Source organism: Cupriavidus sp. 05L411 (genome assembly GCF_056398045.1).
The window spans coordinates 179,296-201,331 of record NZ_JBFTOQ010000012.1 but is presented as its reverse complement, the minus strand read 5'-3'; the positions used below and the strand labels follow the sequence as shown (position 1 = coordinate 201,331).

Below are 22,036 nucleotides of genomic sequence, written 5' to 3'. Positions count from 1 at the left end.
AACTTGTAAGCTAAAAGACCGAAGTCTTCCGCATCCGCTATCAAGCGCCCACACTTATCGGTTGTTTGTTTGTTAAAGAACTCACCGCGGTTCGCTTTGCTTACCGCGTCGCTGCGTTTGCTGCAGCAGAGAAACGAGACTATAAAGAATTATCTGCGTTTCATCAATACTTTTTTAATCTTTTCTTGCTCAGGCTGGATTCGCTACGCGCTCTTCTCACCTTTCCTGCCATCCCCCGCAGCCTTCGCCCGTCTGCCTTGCAGCTGAGTGTTGTACTGCGGAAGGGGGCGAATACTAAGCTGTCGGCACGGTGCTGGCAAGTCTTTTCTGGAAAATTTAGCTGACACGGAAAAAGCGCCTCACGACGCACAATTGAGCATCAAACCTCGGGGCCGACCGGCTTCCGCTAAAATTCGCGTTCACTCCTCACCTCTTCACAACAGAACACTATGGGATTCGAACAACTTGCTGCGCTGAAAGCGCAGCTGGCGCAACAGGCCAAACCCAAGCCGGCGGCCAAGCCCACACGCGCCCGCCCATCCGCGCAAGCGGCCCAGTCGAAACCGGTGGATCCTGTTGTACGGAACATCGGGCGGCTTCAAAAGCGCTTCCCCCTCGCCTTCCCTAAGAACCCCGCGCCGAAGAGAGCGTTGAAGGTCGGCATCTTTGACGATCTGCTTGGCTACGCTAGCGAGCTGGGCTTGCAAGAGGCGGAGTTGCGCGAAGCCATCAAGACCTGGTGCCGTGGGACCCGTTACAAGGCATGTCTTACGGAAGGCGCTGCGCGAGTAGACCTCAACGGCGCCGATGCGGGCTCTGTCACGCAAGCGGAAGCAACGCGCTTCAAGAAATAAGCGGCGGCGGTGGCGCGGCAGATACGGACAGGCATAAGGCTATAACGCTATAAGGCTTACCGCACGATTGACTCTGGCGCCGCTCTACCCCTTCGCCTCGCGGCAGCGCTCGATCAGCCTCAGCACCGTGGGCGAGCGCTCGTTCTTGCGATGGACCACGGCCAGTTGCGACGCCACGTCGTTGCGGGCCAGCGGCTTGAATACCACGTCGGGCGGAGCGAACGCGCGCATCGAGGCGGGGATCAGCGCCACGCCAAACCCGGCCGCCACCATGCTGATGATGGTGGCCATCTGGGTCGACAGAGCCTCCACGCGCGGCTGGAAGCCAGCATTGCCACAGATGGCGAGCGTGATGGCGTAGAAGCCGGTGCCGTGCTCGGTATGCGTGCAGATAAAGGTCTCGTCGCGCAGCATGGCTACGTCGACGCGAGCGCGGCCAGCCAGCGCATGGGTGGCGTGCAAGGCCGCCACGACGGCTTCGGACGCGATGTCGAGCAAGGCCAGCCCTTCCGGCAAGGACCGCAACGGTGGCCGGATAAAACCGATATCGAGTTCGCGGCGTGCCACCGCTTCGAGCTGGGCCGGCATGTCCATCTCCCGCATGGCAAGCCGCACGGCCGGATGATCCTGGCGAAAACGATAGACGAGCCTTGGCAATAATCCTGACAACGCGGCTGACGCCACATACCCGATGGCAGCGCCGCCGACATCACCCCGGCTGGCGCTGGCCGTGACCAGCCCGGCATGCTGGACCTGGCGCAGCACACCCATCGCTTCCTCGTAAAAAACCGCACCCACATCGGTCAGCGCAATCCGGCGCTTGCTGCGCGAGAGCAGCGGCGCGCCCGCTTCTTGCTCGATCCACCGGAACTGCTGGCTCAGCGCCGGCTGCGATATGCCCAGGCGCTCCGCCGCGCGGCCAAAGTGCAGCTCCTCGGCCAGCGCGGCAAAGTATCGGTAGTGTCGGAGTTCGAGGTTCATCGCGATGGCCCGCTTTCAATATAAGTACAGCTTATCAATAATTAAGCTCTGCGCACTTGAACCTATCGAAGCCTGCGCCGCATGATGCTCGACTTGGCGGCGACGACGCCGCGGCACGCATCGGGAGCAAGTCGGGCATGGGATTGGTCAACAAACGGGTAGCAAGCTGTGCAGAGGCCATCGCCGACCTGCGCGACGGCGCCACCGTGATGGTGGGCGGCTTCGGCAGCGCGGGCCTGCCCGACGGCCTGATCGCAGCGGTGCTGGCGCATGGCGCGCGGGATCTCACGGTGATCTCCAACAACGCCGGCTACGACGGCGAAGGCGTGGCGAGCCTGATCGAAGCCGGGCGCATGCGCAAGCTGGTCTGCTCCTATCCGCTGACAGCGGGCGCCACGGCGTTCCGCGACGCTTACCGGCGCGGCGAGGTCGAGCTGGAACTGGTGGCGCAGGGCACGCTGGTAGAGCGCATTCGTTGCGCCGGAGCCGGGCTGGGCGGGTTCTACTGCCCCATCACTGCCGGGACGATCCTTGCCCAAGGCAAGGACACGCGGGAGATCAACGGTGTGCTGCACGTGCTGGAGCTGCCGCTGCATGCGGACTTTGCGCTGATTCGCGGACGTCATGCGGATCGCCTTGGCAACCTGGACTATCACCTGGCGGGCCGCAACTTCAACCCCATCATGGCCACGGCCGCGCGCGTGGTGGTGGCGGAGGTGGAAGCGATGGTCGAGGCCGGCGCGATGAACCCCGAACATATCGTGACGCCCGGCATCTTTGTCCACCGCGTCGTCACCGCTAACGCCAACAAACAGCAAGCCAGGAGCCAGCCATGAAGCGATGGAACAGGGAACAGATCGCCCGGCGCGCGGCGCAGGACATCCGGCCGGGTGCCTACGTCAACCTGGGCATCGGCCTGCCGACGCTGGTCGGCGACATGATCCCGCGGGAGCGCGAGGTCTTCCTGCATAGCGAGAACGGCATCCTGCATCTCGGGCCACGCCCGCTACTGGGCCAGGAGAACCCGGACCTGATCAATGCCAGCAAGCAGCCGGTGACGCTGCAGCCTGGCGCGGCCATCTTCGATTCCGCGCTGAGCTTCGCGATGATGCGCGGCGGCCACCTGGACCTCGCCATCCTTGGCGCCTACGAAGTGGCGGAGAACGGCGACCTGGCCAACTGGAGCCGCGGCGACCCGAACACGCCGCCCGCTGTGGGCGGCGCCATGGAGCTGGCCTTCGGCGCGCGCGAGGTCTGGGTGCTGATGGAACACACCACGCGCGACGCGCGCCCGCGCCTGTTGCACCGCTGCACGCTGCCGTTGACGGCAAGCGGTGTGGTCAGCCGCATCTATACCGACCTGGCGGTGATGCGCGTGACGCCCGACGGCTTGCTGGTGGAGGCCATGGCCGAGGGCATGACCCTCGGCGAGTTGCAGGCGCTGACCGAGGCGCGGCTGCTAGCCTAGCGCCATCGGCGAATCAGCGAATCGGCATTTCAGCGGCTGGATACCACCCGCTCGATCCACGCGACGAACACCGCGACCACTTCCTCGCGATTGGTCTCGTTCAACGTCTCATGCCGCGCCCCGCCGAACACGTGGGACGACACATCGGCCTGCCCTGCCGCGCGGTAGCGGCTAACCAGCGGCTCGAACCATGCCAGGTGATTGTTGACCGGATCGGAATCACCGGTGAACAGGTACATCGGCAACGCCGGACGGATGCGGCGCAGCGTATCCGGCTCGGCCAGGCGCGCGCACTCGGTGAACATCGAGGCGCGCGAAGCCGGCGTCACGGTGAACCCGCACAACGGATCGGCGATATACGCATCCACCTGGGCGGGGTCACGGCTGAGCCAGTCGAATGGCGTGCGGCTATCCGGCACCCCGGCATTCATGTCTTCCAGCTTGAATCCCGCCTGTGCTGCTGCCAGCATCAGGTCCACTGCGGTGGTGCCTGACAGCGATACGCCGTCGAGCAGCGCGCTGTGCTCAACCAGGTAGCACTGCGCTGCGAACGAGCCCATGCTGTGGCCAAACAGGATCAGCGGCACCCCGGGATGCTGCGTGCGCGCGTGCCGGCTGAGCACGGCCATATCGTCCGCCAGCGCGGCGAAGCCACGCGGGCCGAAGTCGCCAAGCTTGTCCTGCGCGGCTGCATCGGCGCCGTGTCCGCGATGCTCGCTGGCGTAGACCACATAGCCCGCGCGCACCAGCGCGTCGGCCAGGGGCCGGTAACGCCGCGCATGCTCGCCCATGCCATGCGCGATCTGGACCACGGCACGCGGCGCGGCGCCGCCCTGCCAGCGGTGGACCTCGATCTTGTGATCGTCATTCGAATCGAGACGAAAGTGGACGTAGGGTTCCGATGTCTGCATGCCAAGCCCTCGGTTAACGCCGGCCGTGCCGGGAGTGACGGTTGCGGCGCAGATATGGTACGCAAGTGGGCGCGTTCAGGCTATCGGGGTTGCTCCGCCCTGCCGCTGCGGGGGATGGCAGGGGTCGCAGTACGCCGCCCGGCACAGGCCGGGAAGCCCGCCGCGCGGCTACCCCAGCCGCTTGATCACCGCCTCGGCAAACTGCAAGGTCGAGGCCGAGCCCTTGAGGTCGCCGGTTTTCACCTGATCCTGGTTGAGCGCCAGGTCGATCGCCTGGCGCAGCCGCACCGCCAGGTCCTGGCGGCCCACATGCTCGAGCATCAGGCCGGCGGCCAGCATCAGTGAGATCGGGTTGGCGATGCCCTTGCCGGCGATGTCCGGCGCGGAGCCGTGCACGGCTTCGAAGATGGCTGCCGTCTCGCCGATATTGGCGCCCGGCGCCATGCCCAGCCCGCCGACAAGGCCAGCGATCTGATCGGACAGGATGTCGCCGAACAGGTTGGTACAGAGCAGCATGTCGAACTGCCAGGGATTGAGCACGAGCTGCATGGCGCAGGCATCGACGATGCGATCATCCATCTCCACGCGGCCCACATAGTCCTGCGCCACCTCGCGCGCGGCTTCCAGGAAAATGCCGGTCAGCGCCTTCAGGATATTGGCCTTGTGCACCACGGTGATCTTCTTGCGCTGGTTCTTGACCGCATACTCGAACGCAAAACGGGCGATGCGCCGGCAGGCGTCGCGCGTATTGGTGCCGGTGGACACGGCCACCGCGTGCGGGTCATCGCCCACGGCGATGTAGTAATCATGCGCGACATAGAAGCCGCCCACGTTCTCGCGCACCAGCACCAGGTCGATATCCTCGAAGCGGCCCGGCACCAGCGTGCGCGCGGGCCGAACGTTGGCAAAGAGGTTGAAGGCTTCGCGCAGCCGCACATTGACAGAGCGGAAGCCCCCGCCCACCGGCGTGGTCAGCGGGCCCTTGAGCGCCAGGCCTGTGCGGCGGATGCTATCGAGGGTGGCCTCCGGCAGCGGATCACCGCCCTGGTCGATGCCCGCCATGCCAGCCTGCTGCACATCCCAGGAAAACGGCGCGCCCAGCGCGTCCAGCACCTTGACGGTGGCTTGCACCACTTCCGGGCCGATGCCGTCGCCCGGGATCAGGGTGGCGGGGATCTGATTGCGTGCTGGCTGTTCCATATGCGATTCCTCTCGACAGGTTGAATGTCCGCGTTCGCAGAGCATGCAACGCAGGCGCATTTCTGTCTAGCGCGGATCATGTCAGCCCAGCGGGATCGCGCTGCCGGAAGGGAATCCTGTGGAACGAGCTATAGCTATAGCCTAGGGCCGCTTGTCGTCACGCCGCACGCTGCAGCGGTAGCCGGCTCGCGCCGAACAGCGGCGCCGCGCGGTCCGCCGCCAACCGGATGCGCTCCGCCAGCGCAGCGCTGCTGACCTGGTAGTTCTGGAAGTCSCCSGGGCTGCCGTACACGCCGATCGGCAGCGTCAGCGCCTGCAGGAAGCCGAACAGCGGCCGTAGCTGATGCTCCAGCACCAGCGCATGCCGGTCGCTGCCGCCGGTGGCCGCCAGCAGCACCGGCTTGTCGATCAGCGCGTCCTGCCCGACCAGGTCGAAGAGATGCTTGAAATGGCCGGGATAAGAGCCGCGGTAGACCGGCGCGGCCACCACCAGCAGATCGGCGGACTCGATCGCGGCGATCTCGTTTTCAATCTCCGCAGGCAGTTCAGCGCGCGACAGCGCCGCGCCTAGCGGGCGGGCGATATCGCCGAGGTTGACGATCCGGGTCTGCAACAGCAGCCTGCCCGCCAGTTCATCAAGCAACGCCTGCACCAGCGCCAGCGTGCGCGAAGGCTGCTGCGCGCTGCCGTTGACGGCAACCACGTTCAGCGGTCTAGCCATGGGGGAACCTCCTTTGGATGGAAGGCCGCCCTCGCCATGTTCCACGGCGGCCGCTTGCAAGTTCCTCACCATAGCGCAGCCGCGCTGTCCGCTGAACGACGAATTTCAACTATGCATAAACGGTCGGCCGCCATGGCACGCGTGGCGAAATTGCCAGTCGCTCGATCACGCCGGGCTGCGCGCCGCCTTGGCTTCCTGATACGCGGCGTACAGCTTCTTGAACACCGGACCGGGCACGCCGTCGCCGATGGTCTTGCCGTCGATGGTGACCACCGGCAGGATCTCCTTGCTGGCCGAGGTCAGCAACACCTCATCCGCGCCCATCACCTCGTCCTGCGAAATGCGGCGCGCGTCCAGCGAGATATCCAGCGCCGCGCACAGCTCCTCCATCCAGCCGTAGCGGATCCCTTCCAGGATCAGGTTGTCCTTCGGCGGCGCCGAGACCCGGCCCTTGCTGACCACCCAGACGTTGGACGCGGAGGCCTCGGTCAGCATCCCATCGCGGAACTGGATGGTCTCGGTGGCGTCGTTCTCCACCGCGTTCTGCGCCGCCAGCACATTGCCCAGCAGCGAGGTGGATTTCACCTGACAGTGCAGCCAGCGCTTGTCCTGCGCTGTCACGCAGGCCACGCCCTTCTCGCGCATGGCCGCCGAGGGCAGCGACATCGGGTTGGTCATGATGAGCACCGTCGGCGTCACCGTCTTGGGGAAGGCATGGGTGCGCCGCGCCACGCCGCGCGTGACCTGGATGTACACCATCTGGTCGGCGAGGCCGTTGGCCTGCACCACACGGTCGATCAGCGCCATCCACTGCGCGTCGGTGTGCGGGTTGGGGATGCCGATGGTGTCCAGGCTGCGCGCCAGCCGCGCCAGGTGCTGCGGCAGGCGGAACGGCTTGCCGGCATAGATGGGGACCACTTCATACACGCCATCGCCAAAGATAAAGCCGCGATCCAGCACGGGGACGCGGGCTTCGGACAAAGGCGTGAGCTCGCCGTTGAGATAGACGATTTCTTCGTTCATGGTGGGTAGGGTAAGGCTGGCGGGCGCCGGGGCCTGGGTTGCAGTACGGGTGCGCACTGGAAGAATGCATGCATTCTTCCACAAGGCGCGGGGGCAGCCTATGCAAAATCGGCATGACCTTGGCCTGCTCCGCCACCCGGTCCCGCCGCCATGGCGTTCAGCTTGCGCCCCCGGCCCTCATGCCGAGGCCGGCAGCCATCCGTGCGCCCGATACCACGCAATGACATCGCGAACCGTGTGATCCACGGGCCGGAAGCCCAAGCCTAGCTCGCCCTCGCTTTTGGCATGGCTAAAGCGGGTCCGGTCCGCTTCCTTCACCATCAGCCGCACGGTTGCAAGGCTGAGCAGGATCGGCTTGCCGGTGATCCGGGCGTAGATTTCCTGCACGCACGCCAGCGCAAACAACAACGGCACGGGCAGCGCGCGCTTGGGCGTTGCCACCCCCGCGGTGCGTCCGATCAGCGGGATCAGCTCGCGCATGGTCATATGCCGGCCCGCCGCGAGATAGCGCTCGCCACGCCGCCCGCGCAGCGCCGCGGCGATATGCGCCTGTGCGACATCGCGGGCGTCGACCACGGAAAAGCTCCCTGGAACCAGGCCCGGCAATCGGCGCATCGCCGTATCGAGCGCGACTTGTCCGGCTGACGTCGGCCCGATATCGCCCGGCCCCCACATCCAGCCGGGCAGCACGAACGTGGCATGCATCTCGGGGGCATTCTCGAGGAAAGCCAGGACGGCGCGATCGCCCAGGATCTTGCTGCGATAGTAGTCATCGGCGTCGGCAGGTTCGCGCACATGCGTTTCATCGATCACCGAACCCGGCGCGCCGTTGAGCACGGCGATGGACGAGGTCTGCACGAAGCGGCGCACGCCTGCCGCGTGGGCTTGCGCGATCAGGGCGGCCGTGCCGTCGACATTGATGCGCCTGAGCGTTTCCCAGTGACTGCCACCCTTGTAGTTGTCGCGGAAGAACGCGGCGGTATGGAAAACCACATCGCAACCGTGCATGGCCGGGGCGAACGCCTTGACATCGGCCATGTCGCCAACCACGAACTCCACACCCGCGAGATCGCCGAATTGCTGCCTGGCCTTCTCCGCAGAGCGCACCAGCGCCTTGACCGCGACGCCGCGGCCCTGCAGTTCGCGGACAAGATTGTTGCCGAGCAGACCGGTGGCACCGGTCACGAAAGCGGTTTGCAAGTTCATGGACAGGCCTTTATCTCGAAGGTCATATGAAATTCAGATATCAATTAATATCCGTTATGATAGCAGCTGAAATCCCAAATGCAATCGATACGGCAACCCCTCTCGCCGCGCCCAATGCCATGCCCAATGCCACGCCAACGAAGCAACCCGCCCCGCGCAAGCGCCTGAGCCGCGAGCAAAGCCAGGCGCAAACCCGCGAGCGCCTGCTTGAGGCCGCGCGCAGTTTGTTTATGCAGCGCGGCTTTGGCGGCACGTCGATCCGGGATATCGCGGAGGAAGCGGGCTATTCGCAGGGGGCGTTCTATTCGAACTTCCCGGACAAGGAGGCGCTGCTGCTAGATCTGCTGCGCGGCCATATGGAGGCCGAGGCAAAGCAGCTGGCAGCGGTGTTCGACACGGCGGAGCATACCGGCGCAGAGGTGCTCGCGGGCCTGGATGCCTGGGCTGCGGCGCTCCATGCGGATGCCGACTGGGCCATGCTATCGATTGAGCTGCAGATGCACGCCAATCGCAGCCCGTCGTTTGCCAGCGTTTACCGTGCGGTTTGCGAGACGCATCGCGGCGAACTTGGCGGCCTGATCGAGCGCCTGTTCCGCCATCTGGGCCGCGTGCCGCCAGCCCAGCCGGAAGAGCTGGCCGCGGGTTTCATGGCGCTCGCCCATGGCCTCGCGCTGCAACGGGGCACGACGAGCGCCGACCCGACCGGCCGGATGCTGATGCTGTTCCTGCGCGGCCTGCTGGCGAGCGCACAGGTGGCTGGCGAAGCCGATGCCGCGCATCCGGTCAAACGGGCCGGCCGCCCAAGCCGGTAGCCCGCTGCCCGGGCGCACCGCACCCGGGCAGCCACTGGCTCAATCGTCGAAGTCCCACATCCGGTGCAGGTCCAGCCGCAGGCGGCTGTCGGCCTCCAGCGCATCGACCAGAGCCACGCGTTCGGCCAGCGTGGTATCGGCCAAGGCACGCCGGACCATCAGCAGTTCGCTCAGGCCGGTTTCCCCCGCCTTGTAGGCCCGGCCGGTGCGTGCCGCCGCACTGCGCTGTAGCGCGAGCGCTTCGGCCTGCGCCACGGCTGCGGCGCGCTTGCCTTCCAGGCCGCGGTACAGCACCTCGAACTCGGCGCCGATCCTGCGCTCCACCGCCACCCGGCTGCGGGCGGCAGCCTCCGCGTCGGCCGCTGCGGCCACCGCCGCCGAACGCCGGTGCGCGGAGCCAAGCGGCATGCTGATGCTCACGCCAGCAATGCGCTCCGCGCCGCCGCGCTCCACCGTGAAGAACACGCCCACGGTCGGGTCCGGTTTGCGCTCCAGGTCGGTGCGCCGGGCCTGCCGCTGGGCTTGCGTTTCCTGCGACTGGGCGAGGCGAAACTCGTGGCTGTCCTCCACATAGCGGCTGCGCAGCGCATCGGCGGGGTCGTCCGGCAACGCCTGCAGGCGCACATCCGCCGGCAGGCCGCCGGGCACGCCCAGGCCCGGGAAGCGCACCCGCAGTTCGGCCGCCGCCGCCGCTTCCGCCGCGCGCGCGCTGGCCAGCGCGGCAGCGGTGCGGGCGCGCTCGGCCAGCAGGAGCTCATGGTCCATGGGCGCTGCATCGCCAGCCTGCACCCGGCGAGCGGTCACGGCCGCCAGCTCGCCCGCCAGGCTGTCGTTGCCCTGCGCCGCCAGCCGCGCCTGTTGTGCGCGCAACGCTCCGAACCACAGCGACAGGATTTGCCGCGAGACTTCATGGCGTGCATCCATCACGGCGAGCTGGCCTGACTGCGCCGTGGCATCAGCCAGTTCGCCATCGGCGTCGGCCTTGCCCCAAAGCCGCAGCGGGCGCTCCAGTGCCAGTTGCCCTTCGGCAAACCGGTCTGACGGCTCGCGCACCTGGCGGCGCTGCCCGATGGCCCGCACCACGGCCTCGGCGGTGCCGGCACGGATGCCGTCCGCCCGGGCCAGCACCGCATCGCGGCGAGCCTCGGCCATCTGCACGTCCGGCGACTGGCCAACGGCGTCGCGCACGGCGGACTCAAGGGGCAGCACGCCGGCCTGCGCCGGCATGGCTGCTTGCGCCCACACGGCACCCGGCATCCCGGTGGCCGCGATCATGACAGCCGCGGCTGCCATCTTGCTCATTGCGCCTCTCATTGCGCCTCTCATTGCGCTTCTCCTTGTGCCATGCGGCCTGGCTTGTCCTCGCGCGACCGCGCCACGCCAAAGCGCTCGAACAACAGCGGCAACAGCAGCAAGGTCAGTGCGGTGGAGCTGACCAGGCCACCCGAGACAACGATGGCCAGCGGGCGCTGGATCTCAGAGCCGGGTCCGGTGGCGAGCAGCAGAGGAATCATCCCCAGCGCCGTGATGCAGGCGGTCATCAGGACCGGCCGCAAGCGGTCGCGCACGCCGGTGCACACCGCCTCGGCCATTGGCCGCCCTTCCTCCAGCAAGGTATTGAAATGCGAAACCAGCACCACGCCATTCAGCACGGCAATGCCCAGCAGCGCGATAAAGCCCACCGAGGCCGGCACCGACAGGTACTCGCCCGCCACCCGCAGCGCGGCGATGCCGCCCACCAGCGCGAACGGAATATTGGCGATGACGAGCGCCGCCTGACGGATCGAGCGGAAGGTCAGCATCAGCAGCAGGAAGATGGCACCCAGCGCCAGCGGCACCACCAGCGCAAGGCGCGCGGCGGCGCGCTGCTGGTTTTCGAACTGGCCGCCCCAGGCCACGCGCAATCCCTTGGGCAGTCCTGACAGGCCCGCCACGGCCGTTTGTGCCTCCTGCACGAAGCCGGTCAGGTCGCGTCCTTCCACGCTGACCTGGATCACCGCAAAGCGCCCACCGTCTTCGTGGTTGATGCGCACCGGCCCTTCCACGCGCCGCACCTGTGCCAGGGAGGTGAGCGGCCAGGACGTGCCGTCCGGCGCTGTCACCTGCAGGCTGGTGAAGGTCTCCGGCGTCTGCCGCAGGCTATCGCTGCCACGCAGGATCAGCGGCGTGCGCACGGTGCCCTCTGGCACGATGCCGATCCGCTCGCCCTCCACCTGGGCGCGCAGCAACGCTTGCAGCGCATCGCCGGAAAGCCCCGCGCGGCCGACGGCGGCGCGGTCCAGCGCAAGCGTGAGGTACTGCACGCCCTCGTTGCTGGGCGCGATCACTTCGGCCGCACCGGGGATCTTGCGCACGCGCGCGGCAATGGCCTGCGCCGCCGTGTCGATGGCGCCGAGATCAGAGCCGAACACTTTGATGGCCACGTCGCCGCGCGTGCCGGTCAGCATCTCCGAGACGCGCATCTCGATGGGCTGTGTGAAGCCATACACCACGCCCGGGAAACGCTCCATGACGCGGCGGATGGCGATGGCGATGTCTTCCTTGCTGCCGCGCCACTGGTCCTTTGGCTGCAGCACGAGGAAGGTGTCGGTCTCGTTCAGCCCCATCGGATCGAGGCCGAGATCGTCCGAGCCGGAGCGCGCCACGATCGAGCGGATCTCCGGCACCTCGGCCAGCAGCGCCTGCTGCACCCGCAGGTCCAGGCCCACCGAGGTCGCCAGCGAGACCGACGGCGCCTTCTGCAACTGCACGATCATGTCGCCCTCGTCCATGGTGGGCATGAAGGTCTTGCCCACCGACAGGTAGAGCGCCACCGCCACGGCCAGCGCCACGCCCGCCGAGGCAAAGACCGCGCGCGGATGCCGCCCGCTCCAGTCCTGCAGCCGGGCAAAGCCGCGTGCCACCTTGCGCATCAGGTACGGGGTCTCGTCCGCATGCGTGCGCAGCAGCAGCGACGCCAGCGCCGGCACCACGGTGAATGCGATCGCCACCGACGACGCCAGCGCCAGCACGATGGTCAGCGCCACCGGGCCAAACAGCTTGCCCTCCAGGCCTTGCAGCGACAGCAGCGGCAGGAACACGATCGCGATGATCGACACCCCGGCCAGCATCGGCACCGCCACGCTGGCGACGGCATGGCGGATCACCGCGCCGCGCAGCGATGGGTCGGACTTGCGTTCGTGCGCCTTCGCCAAGGCGGATTCGATGTTCTCCACCACCACCACCGCCGCGTCCACCAGCATGCCCAGCGCAATCGCCAGGCCGCCCAGGCTCATCAGGTTGGCGGTCAGCCCCACGTAGCGCATCAGCAGGAAGGTCGCCAGCATCGACAGCGGCAGGGTTGCCGCCACCACCAGCGCCGCGCGCAGGCCGCCAAGAAACAGGTACAGCGTCACCACCACCAGCAGGCTGGCCTCGATCAGGGCCCGCACCACGGTATTGGCGGCACGCGTGACCAGTTCACCCCGGTTGTAGAACACGTGCGTGGACATGCCCTTGGGCAGTTGCGGCGCCAGTGCATCCAGCCTGGCCTGCACGTCGGCGACCAGCTGGCGGGCATCGGCGCCGCGCAGGGCCAGCACCAGCCCCTGCACCGCTTCGCCACGCCCGTCCTTGCTGACCGCGCCGTTGCGCGTGGCCACGCCGAGCCTGACGGTGGCCACGTCGCCCACCGTCACCAGCGGCATGCCGTTGCGCCCGCCCGGCGCGGCAACGGCTACCTGGCGCAAGTCTTCCACGCCGCGCACGCCGCCCTCCACGCGCACCACCCAGTTCTCGTCGCCCTGCTCCACCCGGCCCGCGCCGTCGTTGCGGTTGTTGGCGTCGAGCGCCTGGCGCAATTGCTCCACCGTAACGGCGCGGGCGCGCAGCCGCGCCGGGTCGGGGATGACCTCGTAGCTGCGCACCTCGCCGCCCAGCGCGTTGACATCCGCCACGCCGGGCACCGTGCGCAAGGCCGGGCGCAGCACCCAGTCCAGCACGCGGCGCCGTTCGGCCAGCGAGAAGGCATCGCCCTCCACCGTGAACATGAACATCTCGCCCAGCGGCGTGGTGATCGGCGCCAGCCCGCCGATGGCGTTGGGCGGCAGGTCGCGCAGCAGGCCGGCGAGCCGCTCGGACACCTGCTGGCGGGCCCAGTAACTGTCCACGCCCTCCTCGAAATCGACCGTCACGTCGCTGATGCCGTACTTGGACACCGAGCGGACGATGGTCTTGTGCGGGATGCCCAGCAGTTCCTGCTCGATCGGCGTGGAGACGCGCTGCTCGACTTCCTCCGGCGTCATGCCGGGGATCTTCAGGATGACCTTGACCTGGGTGGGCGAGATGTCCGGAAAGGCATCGATGGGCAACTTCAAGTAAGCCCACGCTCCGGCCACAGCCAGCACGCAGGCAGCAATCAGCACCAGCGCCCGCTGGCGCAGGGAGAATTCAATCAGGCCGGCAAGCATCACTGGCCTCCCGCGAGCATGCCCTTGAGCGCGCCCACGCCGGCCACCGCCACGCGCGTGCCGGCGGGCAGCGGGCCGCGCACGGTCGCGGCGGCATCGTCCACGGCTTCGACCACCACGGTCTGGTAGCGCACGCCGGTCTTGGTCGCCACGAACACGCCCGGCGTGCCGCGCCAATACGTCAGCGCCATGGCCGGCACCCGCACGCGGCCCGCGCCAGTGGCGTCGGGCGTGCTACGCAAGTGCACGATCACATTCACACTCTCGCCAGCCTGCAGGCTACCGCGCTTGTCCAGCACCGCGCGCACGCGCACGGCGGCGGTGCCGTCGCTTGCCGGCACCACGCCGGCCACCGTGCCGGTGGCGCCGCGCTGGCGCACCTCCACACGTTCGCCGCCGGTGGGAGCAGGCGCATCGCGGCCAACCAGCAGATCAAGCTCCAGCGCGGTGGGGTCCACGATGCGGAACAACGGCGCGGCGCCTTCCACGCGCGTGCCAGGCACGGCGTTGACCTCGGCAATGAGCCCGGCACGGCCGGCCACCAGTTGCGGCTCACCCGAGCCGCCCGCGAACACGATGCCCGCGGCAGCCATCTCGGCCTCGCGGGCGCGCACCATCGCCGCGCCTTCCGCCGCGCGTGCCTGCGTAGCTTGCCAGCGGCTGCCCGGGATGATGCCGTCATCGTGCAAGCCACGGTCCCGCGCCAGCGCCAGGCGGGCCAGGTTGGCCTGCGAGCGCGCTTCCGACAGCGCGCGCCCGGCCTCGAACAGTTGCGGGCTGGCAAAGGTGGCCAGCGGCTGGCCGGCGCGCACCGCCTGGCCGATCGACACCAGCACGCGCGAGACCATGCCGGCATAAGGCGCCGCAACCACGTACTGCGCATCGGGCTTGAGCACCACGCGAGCGCTGGCGCCGGTCTCCAGTTGCGCGGCACCGGCGACCGGATCAAACCGCACGCCGAGCGCGCGGGCCTGGGCATCGGACAGCGTCAGTACCTGCGCGCGGGCCATGCCAATGGGGAACAGCGTCGACGCGACCAGCGCGCCAACGAAAACAACTCGACGGGAAAACATGCCTGACTCCAAAGCAGGATGGAAGCGCCCGACACGCCGTGATCAGCCTCGATCAGGCGCGCGAGCGTGCACCGCCGGCGTGGCCGGCAGGGGAATCAGGAAGCGAGGGGAGGGGCGTGCGCGGGGGGTGGCCTGCTGTCGCTGCCACGCCATCGGGGCGGCGTGCGCTGGCGCCACGGCAGGCGCCGGAACACCGGCAGCGGCCGCGCGGCAAACAGCAGGAACGCGAAGACCAGGCCGATCAGCACATCGGCGACCTCCACGTGGAGGGAAAAGGCAATGGGGCCGATGGCGGTCTGCACATCGACCTCAAGCGGCTCGACCGCGATCAGCGCGACGGAACCCGCCGGCAATGGGGATGAAGCGGAAGGAGAATAAGAATTAACCGCACCTTGGAGCGCCGTGTGCACATGCAGGCCATGGAGTTTCGGGGTTCCGAGATGGCCGTGCAGAAGCGGGGTGAGGAGCTGCATTGCAAACAGCAACAGCAGCAAGGCTCCCCGCAAGAAGGAGGGGCGGTCTGCGCGAAACATGGCGCGATTGTAGCCGAGTTTGAGGCGGCGGCGCAGCTTGTGAACGGACCATCCGCGCCGCCCGCCCCCTCAGCGTTTGGCTTGCACCAGTTGCGTCAACCGCTCCGTACCCGGCGCGGGCACATGGCTTTGTCCCGGCCTGCCGCGCTGCGACGCGTGCCACGGCAGCATCCGCTCCTCGGCCCACTCCAGCGCCTTGAAGAGGATCACGCCCAGCGCGCACAGCAGCGCCAGCGCCACGAACACGGTCGGCGTGTCGAAGCTGCCTTGCGCCACCAGGATGACGTGGCCAAGCCCGGTCTCGCCCGCCACGAACTCGCCGACGATGGTGCCCACCAGCGCGAACGACACGCCCACCTTCATCCCCGCGAAGATGCTGGGCAGGGCGTTGGGAAAGCGGATCTTCCACAGCACCTTGCTGCGCGACGCCTGGTTGGCGCGCGCCATGTTGAGCATTTCCGGGTCGATGGATTTGAGGCCGAGCACCGTGTCGATCAAGATCGGGAAGATCGCGATCAGCATGGCAATGGCGATCTTGGGCGCGGAACCGGTACCCAGCCAGATCACGAACAGCGGCGCCAGCGCCACCTTGGGCACGGCATTGAGCGCCACCATCAGGGAGTAGAGCGTGCGATCCAGGAAACGGGAATACACGATGCCGATGGCCGAGCCCACGCCCAGCACCACGGCGAGGACAAAGCCCGCCAGCGTGGTCTGCAGCGTGTCCAGGCTCTGCATCAGCAGGAAACCCGGCTGCGCCAGGAACTCGGTAAAGATCTTGCTGGGCGGCGGCAGCAGGAACTCGCGTACGCCAAAGGCCCGCACCGCGCCCTCCCAGATCAGCAACAGCACCACGATGGTCAGGATGGCCAGCCGGCTGTCCTCGGAACGCTTCCATAGCAACTTCATCACATCATCCCCTGTAGATGCCAAGCTCACGGAAAATCTGGCGGATCTGCGACACGTAGCCGGCAAAGGCCTCCGTCTCCCGCACCGCCAGGCTGCGTGGCCGTTCCAGCTCGATCGGAATCACCGCGGCGATGCCGCCCGGGTTGCGCGACATCACCACCACGCGGTCGCTCAGGTACACGGCTTCGGAGATCGAATGCGTGATGAACAGCACGGTCTTGCCGGTGGCCAGCCAGGTGCGCTGCAGCTCCTCGTTGAGATCGTCCCGCGTGAAAGGATCGAGCGCGCCGAAGGGCTCGTCCATCAGCAGCAGTTGCGGGTCCACCAGCAGCGCGCGGCAGATCGAGGCGCGCTGGCGCATGCCGCCGGACAGCTCCCACGGATAGCGGTGCGCGAACGCGCCAAGGCCGAACAGGTTGAGCACGGAACGCGCGCGCTCCTCGAAGTCCGCGCGATCCAGGTCGTGGAACTCGGCGGCAATCAGCACGTTGTCCAGGATGGTGCGCCAGTCCAGCAGCAGGTCGCGCTGGAACACCACGCCCATGTTGGCCGGCGGGCCCACGATGGGGTCGCCCTGCAGCGCCAGGTGGCCGCTGGAAATGGGTTCCAGCCCGGCCACGCACTTGAGCAGCGTGCTTTTGCCGCAGCCGCTGGGGCCGACGATGCTGACGAATTCTCCTTGCTCGATATCGAGACTGACGTCCTTCAACGCGTACAGCGGTTCGCGCTGGGAATGGTAGACCTTGTTGAGTTGCCCGATCTGCAGGAATGCCGACATGTGCGTCTCCCGGCCTAGTTCGCCAGCATGGCGTTGGTGTAGTAGTCGGCCGGCTTGCGCCCGGGCTTGATCATGCCGGCCTGCTCCATCGACTGGATGGCGGCCGCCCAGTCGGCGTCGCTCTGCTTGCCGATCGGCAGGCTCTTCTGCGTGGGACTGTCGAAGAACGTACGGTAAGCCTGGATCTGCGCCAGCAGGATCTGCGGGTCGAGCTTGGCGTTGGGGCGCTGCGCCAGGATGGCGGCCACGCCTTCATCGGCGTGGCCCGCGTAGATGTACTCCCACGCGCGTACCTGCACCTGGGCAAACTTCTTCAGCGCGGCGCCCTTCTCGGCCAGCCGCTGCGGCGTGGCCACCAGCCCGTAGCTGGGGAAATTGATGCCGCTGTCGGACAACAGCAGCGCCTTGGCGGGGCGTACCTTGGACACCATCGGCTGGCCGAACGGCGCTTGCGACAGGAAGCCGTCGCTGTTGCCCGAGGCGTAGGTGGAGATCATGGCCGCGGGTGACACCATCACGATGGTGGCCTTGCCCTTGGCGATCTTGTTGGCCTTGAAGTAGGGATCGATAAATGGCGCCCACGGACTGGTGGTGAAGCACACCAGCTTCTTGCCGACCAGGTCCTGCACGGATTTGACGCCCAGCTTTTCATCGACCATCACCGCCAGGTCGCCCTTGCGGGCGAAGCCGGCGATGGAGATCAGGTCCAGCCCATTCTCCTTGGCCACGGCCATGGTGCCAAGCTGCACCTGGCCCACATCGGCCTGGCCGGCGGCGAGCAGTTGCAGGGTGTTGATGGTGCCGGTGCCGTCCTGCACTTCCACGTCGAGCCCCGCCTCCTGGAACCAGCCCTTCTGCTTGGCCAGGTGCATGGCGGCATGCATGCCCCATGGCGAGTAGTCCATCCGCACCAGCAGCTTCTGGGCGGGCGCCTGTGCCGAGGCCGCGCCGGCGAACAGCATCCACGTTGTCGCGGCGGCACAGGCGCGCCAGGCCAGTTTCATGACAGAAAAACGCATCTCGATTTCCTCTTGGGGTGTCTGTGGGTATGCGTAAGCGGAYGGCTGCCAGCCGTCCGGAAATACTACGCCGCCTTGGCCAGCAGCTTCGCGCGCAATGCTGCGGTGGACGGCACATCGATCTCGCCGGTGGCGGGATTCACCACCACCTTGTAATGCTCGAGCACATAGGCAGCGGTGAGCTTGTGGTTCCATACGTCCTGCCGGATGCGCTCGAAGTCACGCGCCAGCGGGTCGCCGAAGCCGCCGCCGCCGGGCTGGATATGCGTCACCACATCGTTGCGCGCGATCGTCATGCCAACCTTGCTCGGCAGGTCCGTGACCTCATCGCCTTGCTGCAGCAGGTTGCGCGCCGGACTGGCGGGGCCGCCACCGGCCAGGCCATAGGGCGAGAACTTCATGCGGTCGGCACGCAATTGCAGCAGCGCGTTGGGCGCCAGCACGCGATAGCTGCGGCGAATGCCCAGACCGCCGCGGAACTCGCCCGCACCGCAGGAATCCTCCACCAGCTCGTAGGCTTCCACGCGCACGGGGTGCTGCGCCTCCAGCGTTTCCACCGGCGTGTTCGACAGGTTCTGCGAGGCATTGGTGATGGCCTCGATGCCATCGCTGGCGGGGCGCGCGCCCCATGCGCCGCAGATCATGTCCACGATGATGTAAGGCTTGTTCTCATCGCTCATGCCGGACAGGCATACCACCGTGTTGCCGCCTTCGCCGGCTGCGGGAATACGGTCCGGCACCACTTGCGCCAGCGCGCCGAGCATCGCATCGAACACGCGGTAGCCCGTCAGCGCGCGCGCTGCCACCGCGCTCGGTGGCAGGGGATTGAGCACGGAGCCTTCCGGCACGCGCACCTCGATGCAGCGGAACACGCCGGCATTGTTCGGCACATCGCCCTTCAACGCGCAGCGCACGCTCAGGTAGGTGCAGGACTTTGTGTATGACAGCGTGGAGTTGATGGCCGCGCGCACCTGGGGCGACGATCCCGTGTAGTCCGCGCTGACGTAATCCTCATGCACCGTCAGTGCCACCTGGATGGGGATCGGCTCCGGCGACAAGCCATCGTCGTCGATGTAGTCGGTGAAGCGGAAGGTACCTTTGGGCCATTTGCGGATCTCTTCGCGCGTGAGGCGTTCGGCATAGTCCAGCAGCTCGTTCAGGTAGGCACGCGTGTCGTCGCGGCCGTAGCGGCCGAACAGCGCGGTGAGTTCGCGCACGCCTACCTGGGTTGCGGCGTACTGCGCTTTCAGGTCGCCCAGCACGCGCTCGGGCAGGCGCACGTTCTGCGCGATGATGCGTTCCAGCGTGTCGTTGACCTTGCCGGCCTCATAGAGCTTGAGTACCGGGATGCGCAGCCCTTCCTGGTAGATCTCGGTGGAGTCGCTGGCGTTGGAGCCCGGCACGCGGCCGCCCACGTCGGTGTGGTGGCAGATCACCACGCAATAGCCTTCGAGCTCGCCACCGTAGAAGAACGGCACGAACATGAAGATGTCCGGCAGGTGCATGCCGCCCTGGTAAGGGTCGTTGACGATCACCGCGTCGCCCGGGTTCAGCGCGTTGCCGTAGCGCGCCTGCACGGCTTCCATGGCCTCGGGGATCGCCCCCAGGTGCAGCGCGATGGTCTTGGCCTGCGCCACCATGCGGCCGTGCCGGTCGCAGATCGCGGCCGAGTAGTCCATCACGTCCTTGACGATCTCCGAGCGCGCCGTGCGAATGACCGTGTAGGCCACTTCGTCGACGATGGAGTCCATCGCGTTCTTGACGACCGCGAAGGTCACCGGGTCGAACTGCGTGCTCATGCTGCCTCCTGGGCGATATCGATGATGATGTTGCCGATCTTGTCCGCGCGCGCCGAGGCGCCCGGCGGCACGACGATGGTGGTGTCGTACGACTCAATGATGAGCGGGCCCTGGCGCGGCGCATCCGTCATGGCCGAGCGCGGGATCAGCAAGGTCTCGCGCGGCGCCTGGTCGCGCCCGAAACTCACCTGGCGCGTGCCGGCAACACCATGCAGCGCGCTGGCATCCACCTGGATCGCGTTGAAATCCAGCCGCTGGTCGCTGCGGCCATAGGCGCTCAGGCGCACGTTGACCAGTTCCAGCGGCTCGTCGTTGCGGTAGCCGAAGGTTTGCTGGTACTGGACGCCGAAGTCCTCGATAAGCTGCGTAAGCGCAGCAGCGTCCGGCGCCTTGCCGGTTTCACCGCCGGGCAGCGGGATGGTCAGCTCCGAGCTCTGGCCGAGGTAGCGCAGGTCGATGCCCACCGCCATCTCGACCGCGGCCTCCGGATAGCCTTCCAGCGCGAGGATGGCCAGGCCTTGCTGGCGCAAATCGTCGATCACCGTGCCAATGCCGGCGCCGTCGCATTCCGCCAGCGGCCGCAGGATGGCCTTGACGAAGTTATGCTCGGCATCCGCGCACAGCATGCCGGCCGAGCAGAACACGCCCGCCATCACCGGTGCGATCACCCGCTTGATGCCCAGCAGCATGGCCACGTCCACCGCGTGCAGCGGGCCCCCGCCGCCGAAGGCGATCATCGTCATGTCGCGCGGGTCGCGCCCACGCTCCACCGTCACGGCACGCAGCGCGCGCGCCATGCTCACGTTGGCCACATGGCGGATGCCGTGCGCGGCGGCCAGCGTATCAAGCTTGAGCGGCGCGCCGATATGCGCGTCAATGGCACGGCGCGATTGCTCCGGGTCCACCTTGAGGCTGCCGCCCGCCAGCGATTCGGGATTCAGGTAGCCAAGGACCATGTTGGCGTCGGTCACCGTGGGCCGATCGTTGCCGCGCCCGTAGCACGCGGGCCCCGGGTTGGCGCCGGCCGATTCGGGGCCCACGCACAGCAGGCCACCGGCATCCATCCACGCCAGCGAGCCGCCGCCCGCACCCACCTCCGCGATATCGATGGCCGGTACCTTCAGCACATAGCCCCCGCCTTTGACAAAGCGGCTCGGGGCGCTGATGCCGTCGCGGAACTCGTACTCGGTGGTCAGCGACGGCGTGCCGTCGGTGATGATCGACGCCTTGGCCGTTGTGCCGCCCATGTCGAACACGATCAGGTCGCGCCCGCCACCCAGCGCGCCGATCTGTGCCGCGCCCGCCACGCCGCCGGCCGGCCCGGAAGCCACGGCAAACACCGGCTTCTCGCTCGCGCTGCCCACGCCCATCATGCCGCCGTTGGACRCCATCACCTGCAGCGACGCCGACACCCCCATGCGGGCCAGGTCATCCTTCAGGCGCCGCAGGTAGGTGCGCATGGCAGGCAGGATGTAGGCATTGACCACCGTGGTGCTGGTGCGCTCGTACTCCTTGATTTCCGGCAGCACATCGCACGATGCGGTCACCAGCAGGCGGGGAAACGCCCGCTCCAGTTGCGCCTTCGCTTCCAGCTCATGCACCGGGTTGATATAGCTGTTGATAAAGCAGATGGCCAGCGCTTCCACGCCCTCTTCCACCAGCCCGCGCGCCACGGTCAGTACCTCGTCCACGTTGAGCGGCACGATGATGTTGCCGCGCGCGTCGATGCGCTCGTTCAACCCGCGTCGATAGCGACGCGCCGCCAGCGGCTGCGGCTTCTGCCAGCCCAGGTCGAACATGGTTGGGGTGCGGATGCGGCCGATCTCCAGCACGTCGCGAAAGCCCGCCGTGGTCAGCACGCCGGTGCGTGCGCCCACCTTCTGCAGGATGGTGTTGGACGCTGTGGTGGTGCCGTGGACAATTTCCGTGATGTCGCCCGGGGCAATCCCGGCCTGCCCGATCAGCGACTTCAGGCCAGTGACGATGGCCTCGCCCAGGTCGTGCGGCGTGGTCGATGTCTTGTTGACGAACAGCCGCCCGTCCGGCATTGCCAGGACGATGTCCGTGAACGTGCCCCCGATATCGCACCCGACCCGGACGCCTGTATTGCTTCCCGCATGAACCATGTCAACTCCAAGGATGTGAGGCACGGTCGACTTGCGCGTGCCGCGCATTCCGTTGCCCCGGAACGCGCACCGACCGATCTGCTAACTAACTAGTCAGTACAATAGAAGACGGGATTTTGCTTGTCAACCGGGTTTTCACGGAGCACCAGAATGGCGCCAGCGCTTGGCTGGCGGC

19 protein-coding genes are annotated in these 22,036 nt (G+C 67.3%); 4 read left to right on the top strand and 15 right to left on the bottom strand.

All coding sequences use genetic code 11. The annotated features are described in order from the left end of the window. Nucleotides 1-449 precede the first annotated feature (449 nt). Nucleotides 450-854 (top strand): ProQ/FinO family protein, encoded by a 405-nt coding sequence (locus AC1DQR_RS17135; protein ID WP_174426743.1) that lies wholly within the window; start codon nucleotides 450-452, stop codon nucleotides 852-854. A gap of 84 nt (nucleotides 855-938) precedes the next feature. Here the strand turns inward: AC1DQR_RS17135 and AC1DQR_RS17130 are convergent, their stop codons facing one another. Continuing rightward, complete coding sequence (locus tag AC1DQR_RS17130; RefSeq protein WP_416050928.1) at nucleotides 939-1,835, bottom strand: LysR family transcriptional regulator; 897 nt, start codon at nucleotides 1,833-1,835, stop codon at nucleotides 939-941. Nucleotides 1,836-1,978: 143 nt separating this feature from the next. On the opposite strand from AC1DQR_RS17130, the gene AC1DQR_RS17125 reads away from it, so the two are divergent. Further along, complete coding sequence (locus tag AC1DQR_RS17125; RefSeq protein WP_477133412.1) at nucleotides 1,979-2,671, top strand: 3-oxoacid CoA-transferase subunit A; 693 nt, start codon at nucleotides 1,979-1,981, stop codon at nucleotides 2,669-2,671. Next, nucleotides 2,668-3,303 (top strand): 3-oxoacid CoA-transferase subunit B, encoded by a 636-nt coding sequence (locus AC1DQR_RS17120; RefSeq protein WP_477133405.1) that lies wholly within the window; start codon nucleotides 2,668-2,670, stop codon nucleotides 3,301-3,303. The genes AC1DQR_RS17125 and AC1DQR_RS17120 overlap by 4 nt, the downstream gene beginning before the upstream one ends. A gap of 29 nt (nucleotides 3,304-3,332) precedes the next feature. Here the strand turns inward: AC1DQR_RS17120 and AC1DQR_RS17115 are convergent, their stop codons facing one another. The 5 genes from AC1DQR_RS17115 to AC1DQR_RS17095 all read right to left on the bottom strand — a co-directional run bounded on the left by AC1DQR_RS17115 (nucleotide 3,333) and on the right by AC1DQR_RS17095 (nucleotide 8,364). Beyond that, the gene (locus AC1DQR_RS17115) at nucleotides 3,333-4,214 is read right to left on the bottom strand and encodes an alpha/beta fold hydrolase (RefSeq protein WP_416050930.1); all 882 of its coding nucleotides are present in this window, start codon (nucleotides 4,212-4,214) and stop codon (nucleotides 3,333-3,335) included. 168 nt (nucleotides 4,215-4,382) lie between these two features. Next, nucleotides 4,383-5,414, bottom strand: a complete 1,032-nt coding sequence (locus tag AC1DQR_RS17110) for an isocitrate/isopropylmalate dehydrogenase family protein (protein ID WP_416050931.1) — start codon at nucleotides 5,412-5,414, stop codon at nucleotides 4,383-4,385. Nucleotides 5,415-5,571: 157 nt separating this feature from the next. After that, nucleotides 5,572-6,135: an FMN reductase gene (gene msuE / locus AC1DQR_RS17105; protein WP_416050932.1), complete on the bottom strand. Its 564-nt coding sequence runs from the start codon at nucleotides 6,133-6,135 to the stop codon at nucleotides 5,572-5,574. A gap of 165 nt (nucleotides 6,136-6,300) precedes the next feature. Further along, nucleotides 6,301-7,158 (bottom strand): D-amino acid aminotransferase, encoded by an 858-nt coding sequence (locus AC1DQR_RS17100; RefSeq protein ID WP_416050933.1) that lies wholly within the window; start codon nucleotides 7,156-7,158, stop codon nucleotides 6,301-6,303. Nucleotides 7,159-7,335: 177 nt separating this feature from the next. Next, nucleotides 7,336-8,364, bottom strand: a complete 1,029-nt coding sequence (locus tag AC1DQR_RS17095) for an SDR family oxidoreductase (protein WP_416050934.1) — start codon at nucleotides 8,362-8,364, stop codon at nucleotides 7,336-7,338. Nucleotides 8,365-8,483: 119 nt separating this feature from the next. On the opposite strand from AC1DQR_RS17095, the gene AC1DQR_RS17090 reads away from it, so the two are divergent. Further along, on the top strand, nucleotides 8,484-9,176 hold the full coding sequence (locus AC1DQR_RS17090; RefSeq protein ID WP_477133404.1) for a TetR/AcrR family transcriptional regulator: 693 nt from the start codon (nucleotides 8,484-8,486) through the stop codon (nucleotides 9,174-9,176). Between the two features lie 39 nt (nucleotides 9,177-9,215). Here the strand turns inward: AC1DQR_RS17090 and AC1DQR_RS17085 are convergent, their stop codons facing one another. From AC1DQR_RS17085 to AC1DQR_RS17045, 9 genes are all read right to left on the bottom strand, one after another. After that, nucleotides 9,216-10,478 carry a TolC family protein gene (locus AC1DQR_RS17085; protein ID WP_416050936.1) on the bottom strand — a complete coding sequence of 421 codons (1,263 nt, stop codon included), beginning with the start codon at nucleotides 10,476-10,478 and terminating at the stop codon, nucleotides 9,216-9,218. Nucleotides 10,479-10,498: 20 nt separating this feature from the next. After that, a complete protein-coding gene (locus AC1DQR_RS17080) occupies nucleotides 10,499-13,624 on the bottom strand; it encodes an efflux RND transporter permease subunit (protein ID WP_416050937.1) in 3,126 nt (1,041 codons plus the stop codon). Next, nucleotides 13,624-14,697, bottom strand: a complete 1,074-nt coding sequence (locus tag AC1DQR_RS17075) for an efflux RND transporter periplasmic adaptor subunit (protein WP_416050938.1) — start codon at nucleotides 14,695-14,697, stop codon at nucleotides 13,624-13,626. The genes AC1DQR_RS17080 and AC1DQR_RS17075 overlap by 1 nt, the downstream gene beginning before the upstream one ends. 95 nt (nucleotides 14,698-14,792) lie before the next feature. Beyond that, nucleotides 14,793-15,191, bottom strand: a complete 399-nt coding sequence (locus tag AC1DQR_RS17070) for a hypothetical protein (RefSeq protein ID WP_416050939.1) — start codon at nucleotides 15,189-15,191, stop codon at nucleotides 14,793-14,795. A 108-nt stretch (nucleotides 15,192-15,299) separates the two neighbouring features. After that, complete coding sequence (locus AC1DQR_RS17065; RefSeq protein WP_416050940.1) at nucleotides 15,300-16,139, bottom strand: ABC transporter permease; 840 nt, start codon at nucleotides 16,137-16,139, stop codon at nucleotides 15,300-15,302. Between the two features lie 4 nt (nucleotides 16,140-16,143). After that, nucleotides 16,144-16,917, bottom strand: coding sequence for an ABC transporter ATP-binding protein (locus tag AC1DQR_RS17060; RefSeq protein ID WP_416050941.1), 774 nt, complete (start codon nucleotides 16,915-16,917; stop codon nucleotides 16,144-16,146). Between the two features lie 14 nt (nucleotides 16,918-16,931). Beyond that, nucleotides 16,932-17,936 carry an ABC transporter substrate-binding protein gene (locus AC1DQR_RS17055; RefSeq protein WP_416050942.1) on the bottom strand — a complete coding sequence of 335 codons (1,005 nt, stop codon included), beginning with the start codon at nucleotides 17,934-17,936 and terminating at the stop codon, nucleotides 16,932-16,934. A gap of 65 nt (nucleotides 17,937-18,001) precedes the next feature. Continuing rightward, nucleotides 18,002-19,735 (bottom strand): hydantoinase B/oxoprolinase family protein, encoded by a 1,734-nt coding sequence (locus AC1DQR_RS17050; RefSeq protein WP_416050943.1) that lies wholly within the window; start codon nucleotides 19,733-19,735, stop codon nucleotides 18,002-18,004. Further along, nucleotides 19,732-21,861, bottom strand: coding sequence for a hydantoinase/oxoprolinase family protein (locus AC1DQR_RS17045; RefSeq protein WP_477133403.1), 2,130 nt, complete (start codon nucleotides 21,859-21,861; stop codon nucleotides 19,732-19,734). Before AC1DQR_RS17045 ends, AC1DQR_RS17050 begins: the two co-directional genes overlap by 4 nt. Nucleotides 21,862-22,036: the final 175 nt, after the last annotated feature.

Bases quoted from the DNA above. Each gene is read 5' to 3' on its own strand.
- AC1DQR_RS17115 (WP_416050930.1), bottom strand. From the start codon at position 4,214: ATGCAGACATCGGAACCCTACGTCCACTTTCGTCTCGATTCGAATGAC.
- AC1DQR_RS17135 (WP_174426743.1), top strand. From the start codon at position 450: ATGGGATTCGAACAACTTGCTGCGCTGAAAGCGCAGCTGGCGCAACAG.
- AC1DQR_RS17110 (WP_416050931.1), bottom strand. From the start codon at position 5,414: ATGGAACAGCCAGCACGCAATCAGATCCCCGCCACCCTGATCCCGGGC.
- AC1DQR_RS17050 (WP_416050943.1), bottom strand. From the start codon at position 19,735: ATGAGCACGCAGTTCGACCCGGTGACCTTCGCGGTCGTCAAGAACGCG.
- AC1DQR_RS17090 (WP_477133404.1), top strand. From the start codon at position 8,484: ATGCCCAATGCCACGCCAACGAAGCAACCCGCCCCGCGCAAGCGCCTG.
- AC1DQR_RS17080 (WP_416050937.1), bottom strand. From the start codon at position 13,624: ATGCTTGCCGGCCTGATTGAATTCTCCCTGCGCCAGCGGGCGCTGGTG.
- AC1DQR_RS17060 (WP_416050941.1), bottom strand. From the start codon at position 16,917: ATGTCGGCATTCCTGCAGATCGGGCAACTCAACAAGGTCTACCATTCC.
- AC1DQR_RS17075 (WP_416050938.1), bottom strand. From the start codon at position 14,697: ATGTTTTCCCGTCGAGTTGTTTTCGTTGGCGCGCTGGTCGCGTCGACG.
- AC1DQR_RS17055 (WP_416050942.1), bottom strand. From the start codon at position 17,936: ATGCGTTTTTCTGTCATGAAACTGGCCTGGCGCGCCTGTGCCGCCGCG.
- AC1DQR_RS17085 (WP_416050936.1), bottom strand. From the start codon at position 10,478: ATGAGCAAGATGGCAGCCGCGGCTGTCATGATCGCGGCCACCGGGATG.
- AC1DQR_RS17095 (WP_416050934.1), bottom strand. From the start codon at position 8,364: ATGAACTTGCAAACCGCTTTCGTGACCGGTGCCACCGGTCTGCTCGGC.
- AC1DQR_RS17065 (WP_416050940.1), bottom strand. From the start codon at position 16,139: ATGAAGTTGCTATGGAAGCGTTCCGAGGACAGCCGGCTGGCCATCCTG.
- AC1DQR_RS17120 (WP_477133405.1), top strand. From the start codon at position 2,668: ATGAAGCGATGGAACAGGGAACAGATCGCCCGGCGCGCGGCGCAGGAC.
- AC1DQR_RS17130 (WP_416050928.1), bottom strand. From the start codon at position 1,835: ATGAACCTCGAACTCCGACACTACCGATACTTTGCCGCGCTGGCCGAG.
- AC1DQR_RS17100 (WP_416050933.1), bottom strand. From the start codon at position 7,158: ATGAACGAAGAAATCGTCTATCTCAACGGCGAGCTCACGCCTTTGTCC.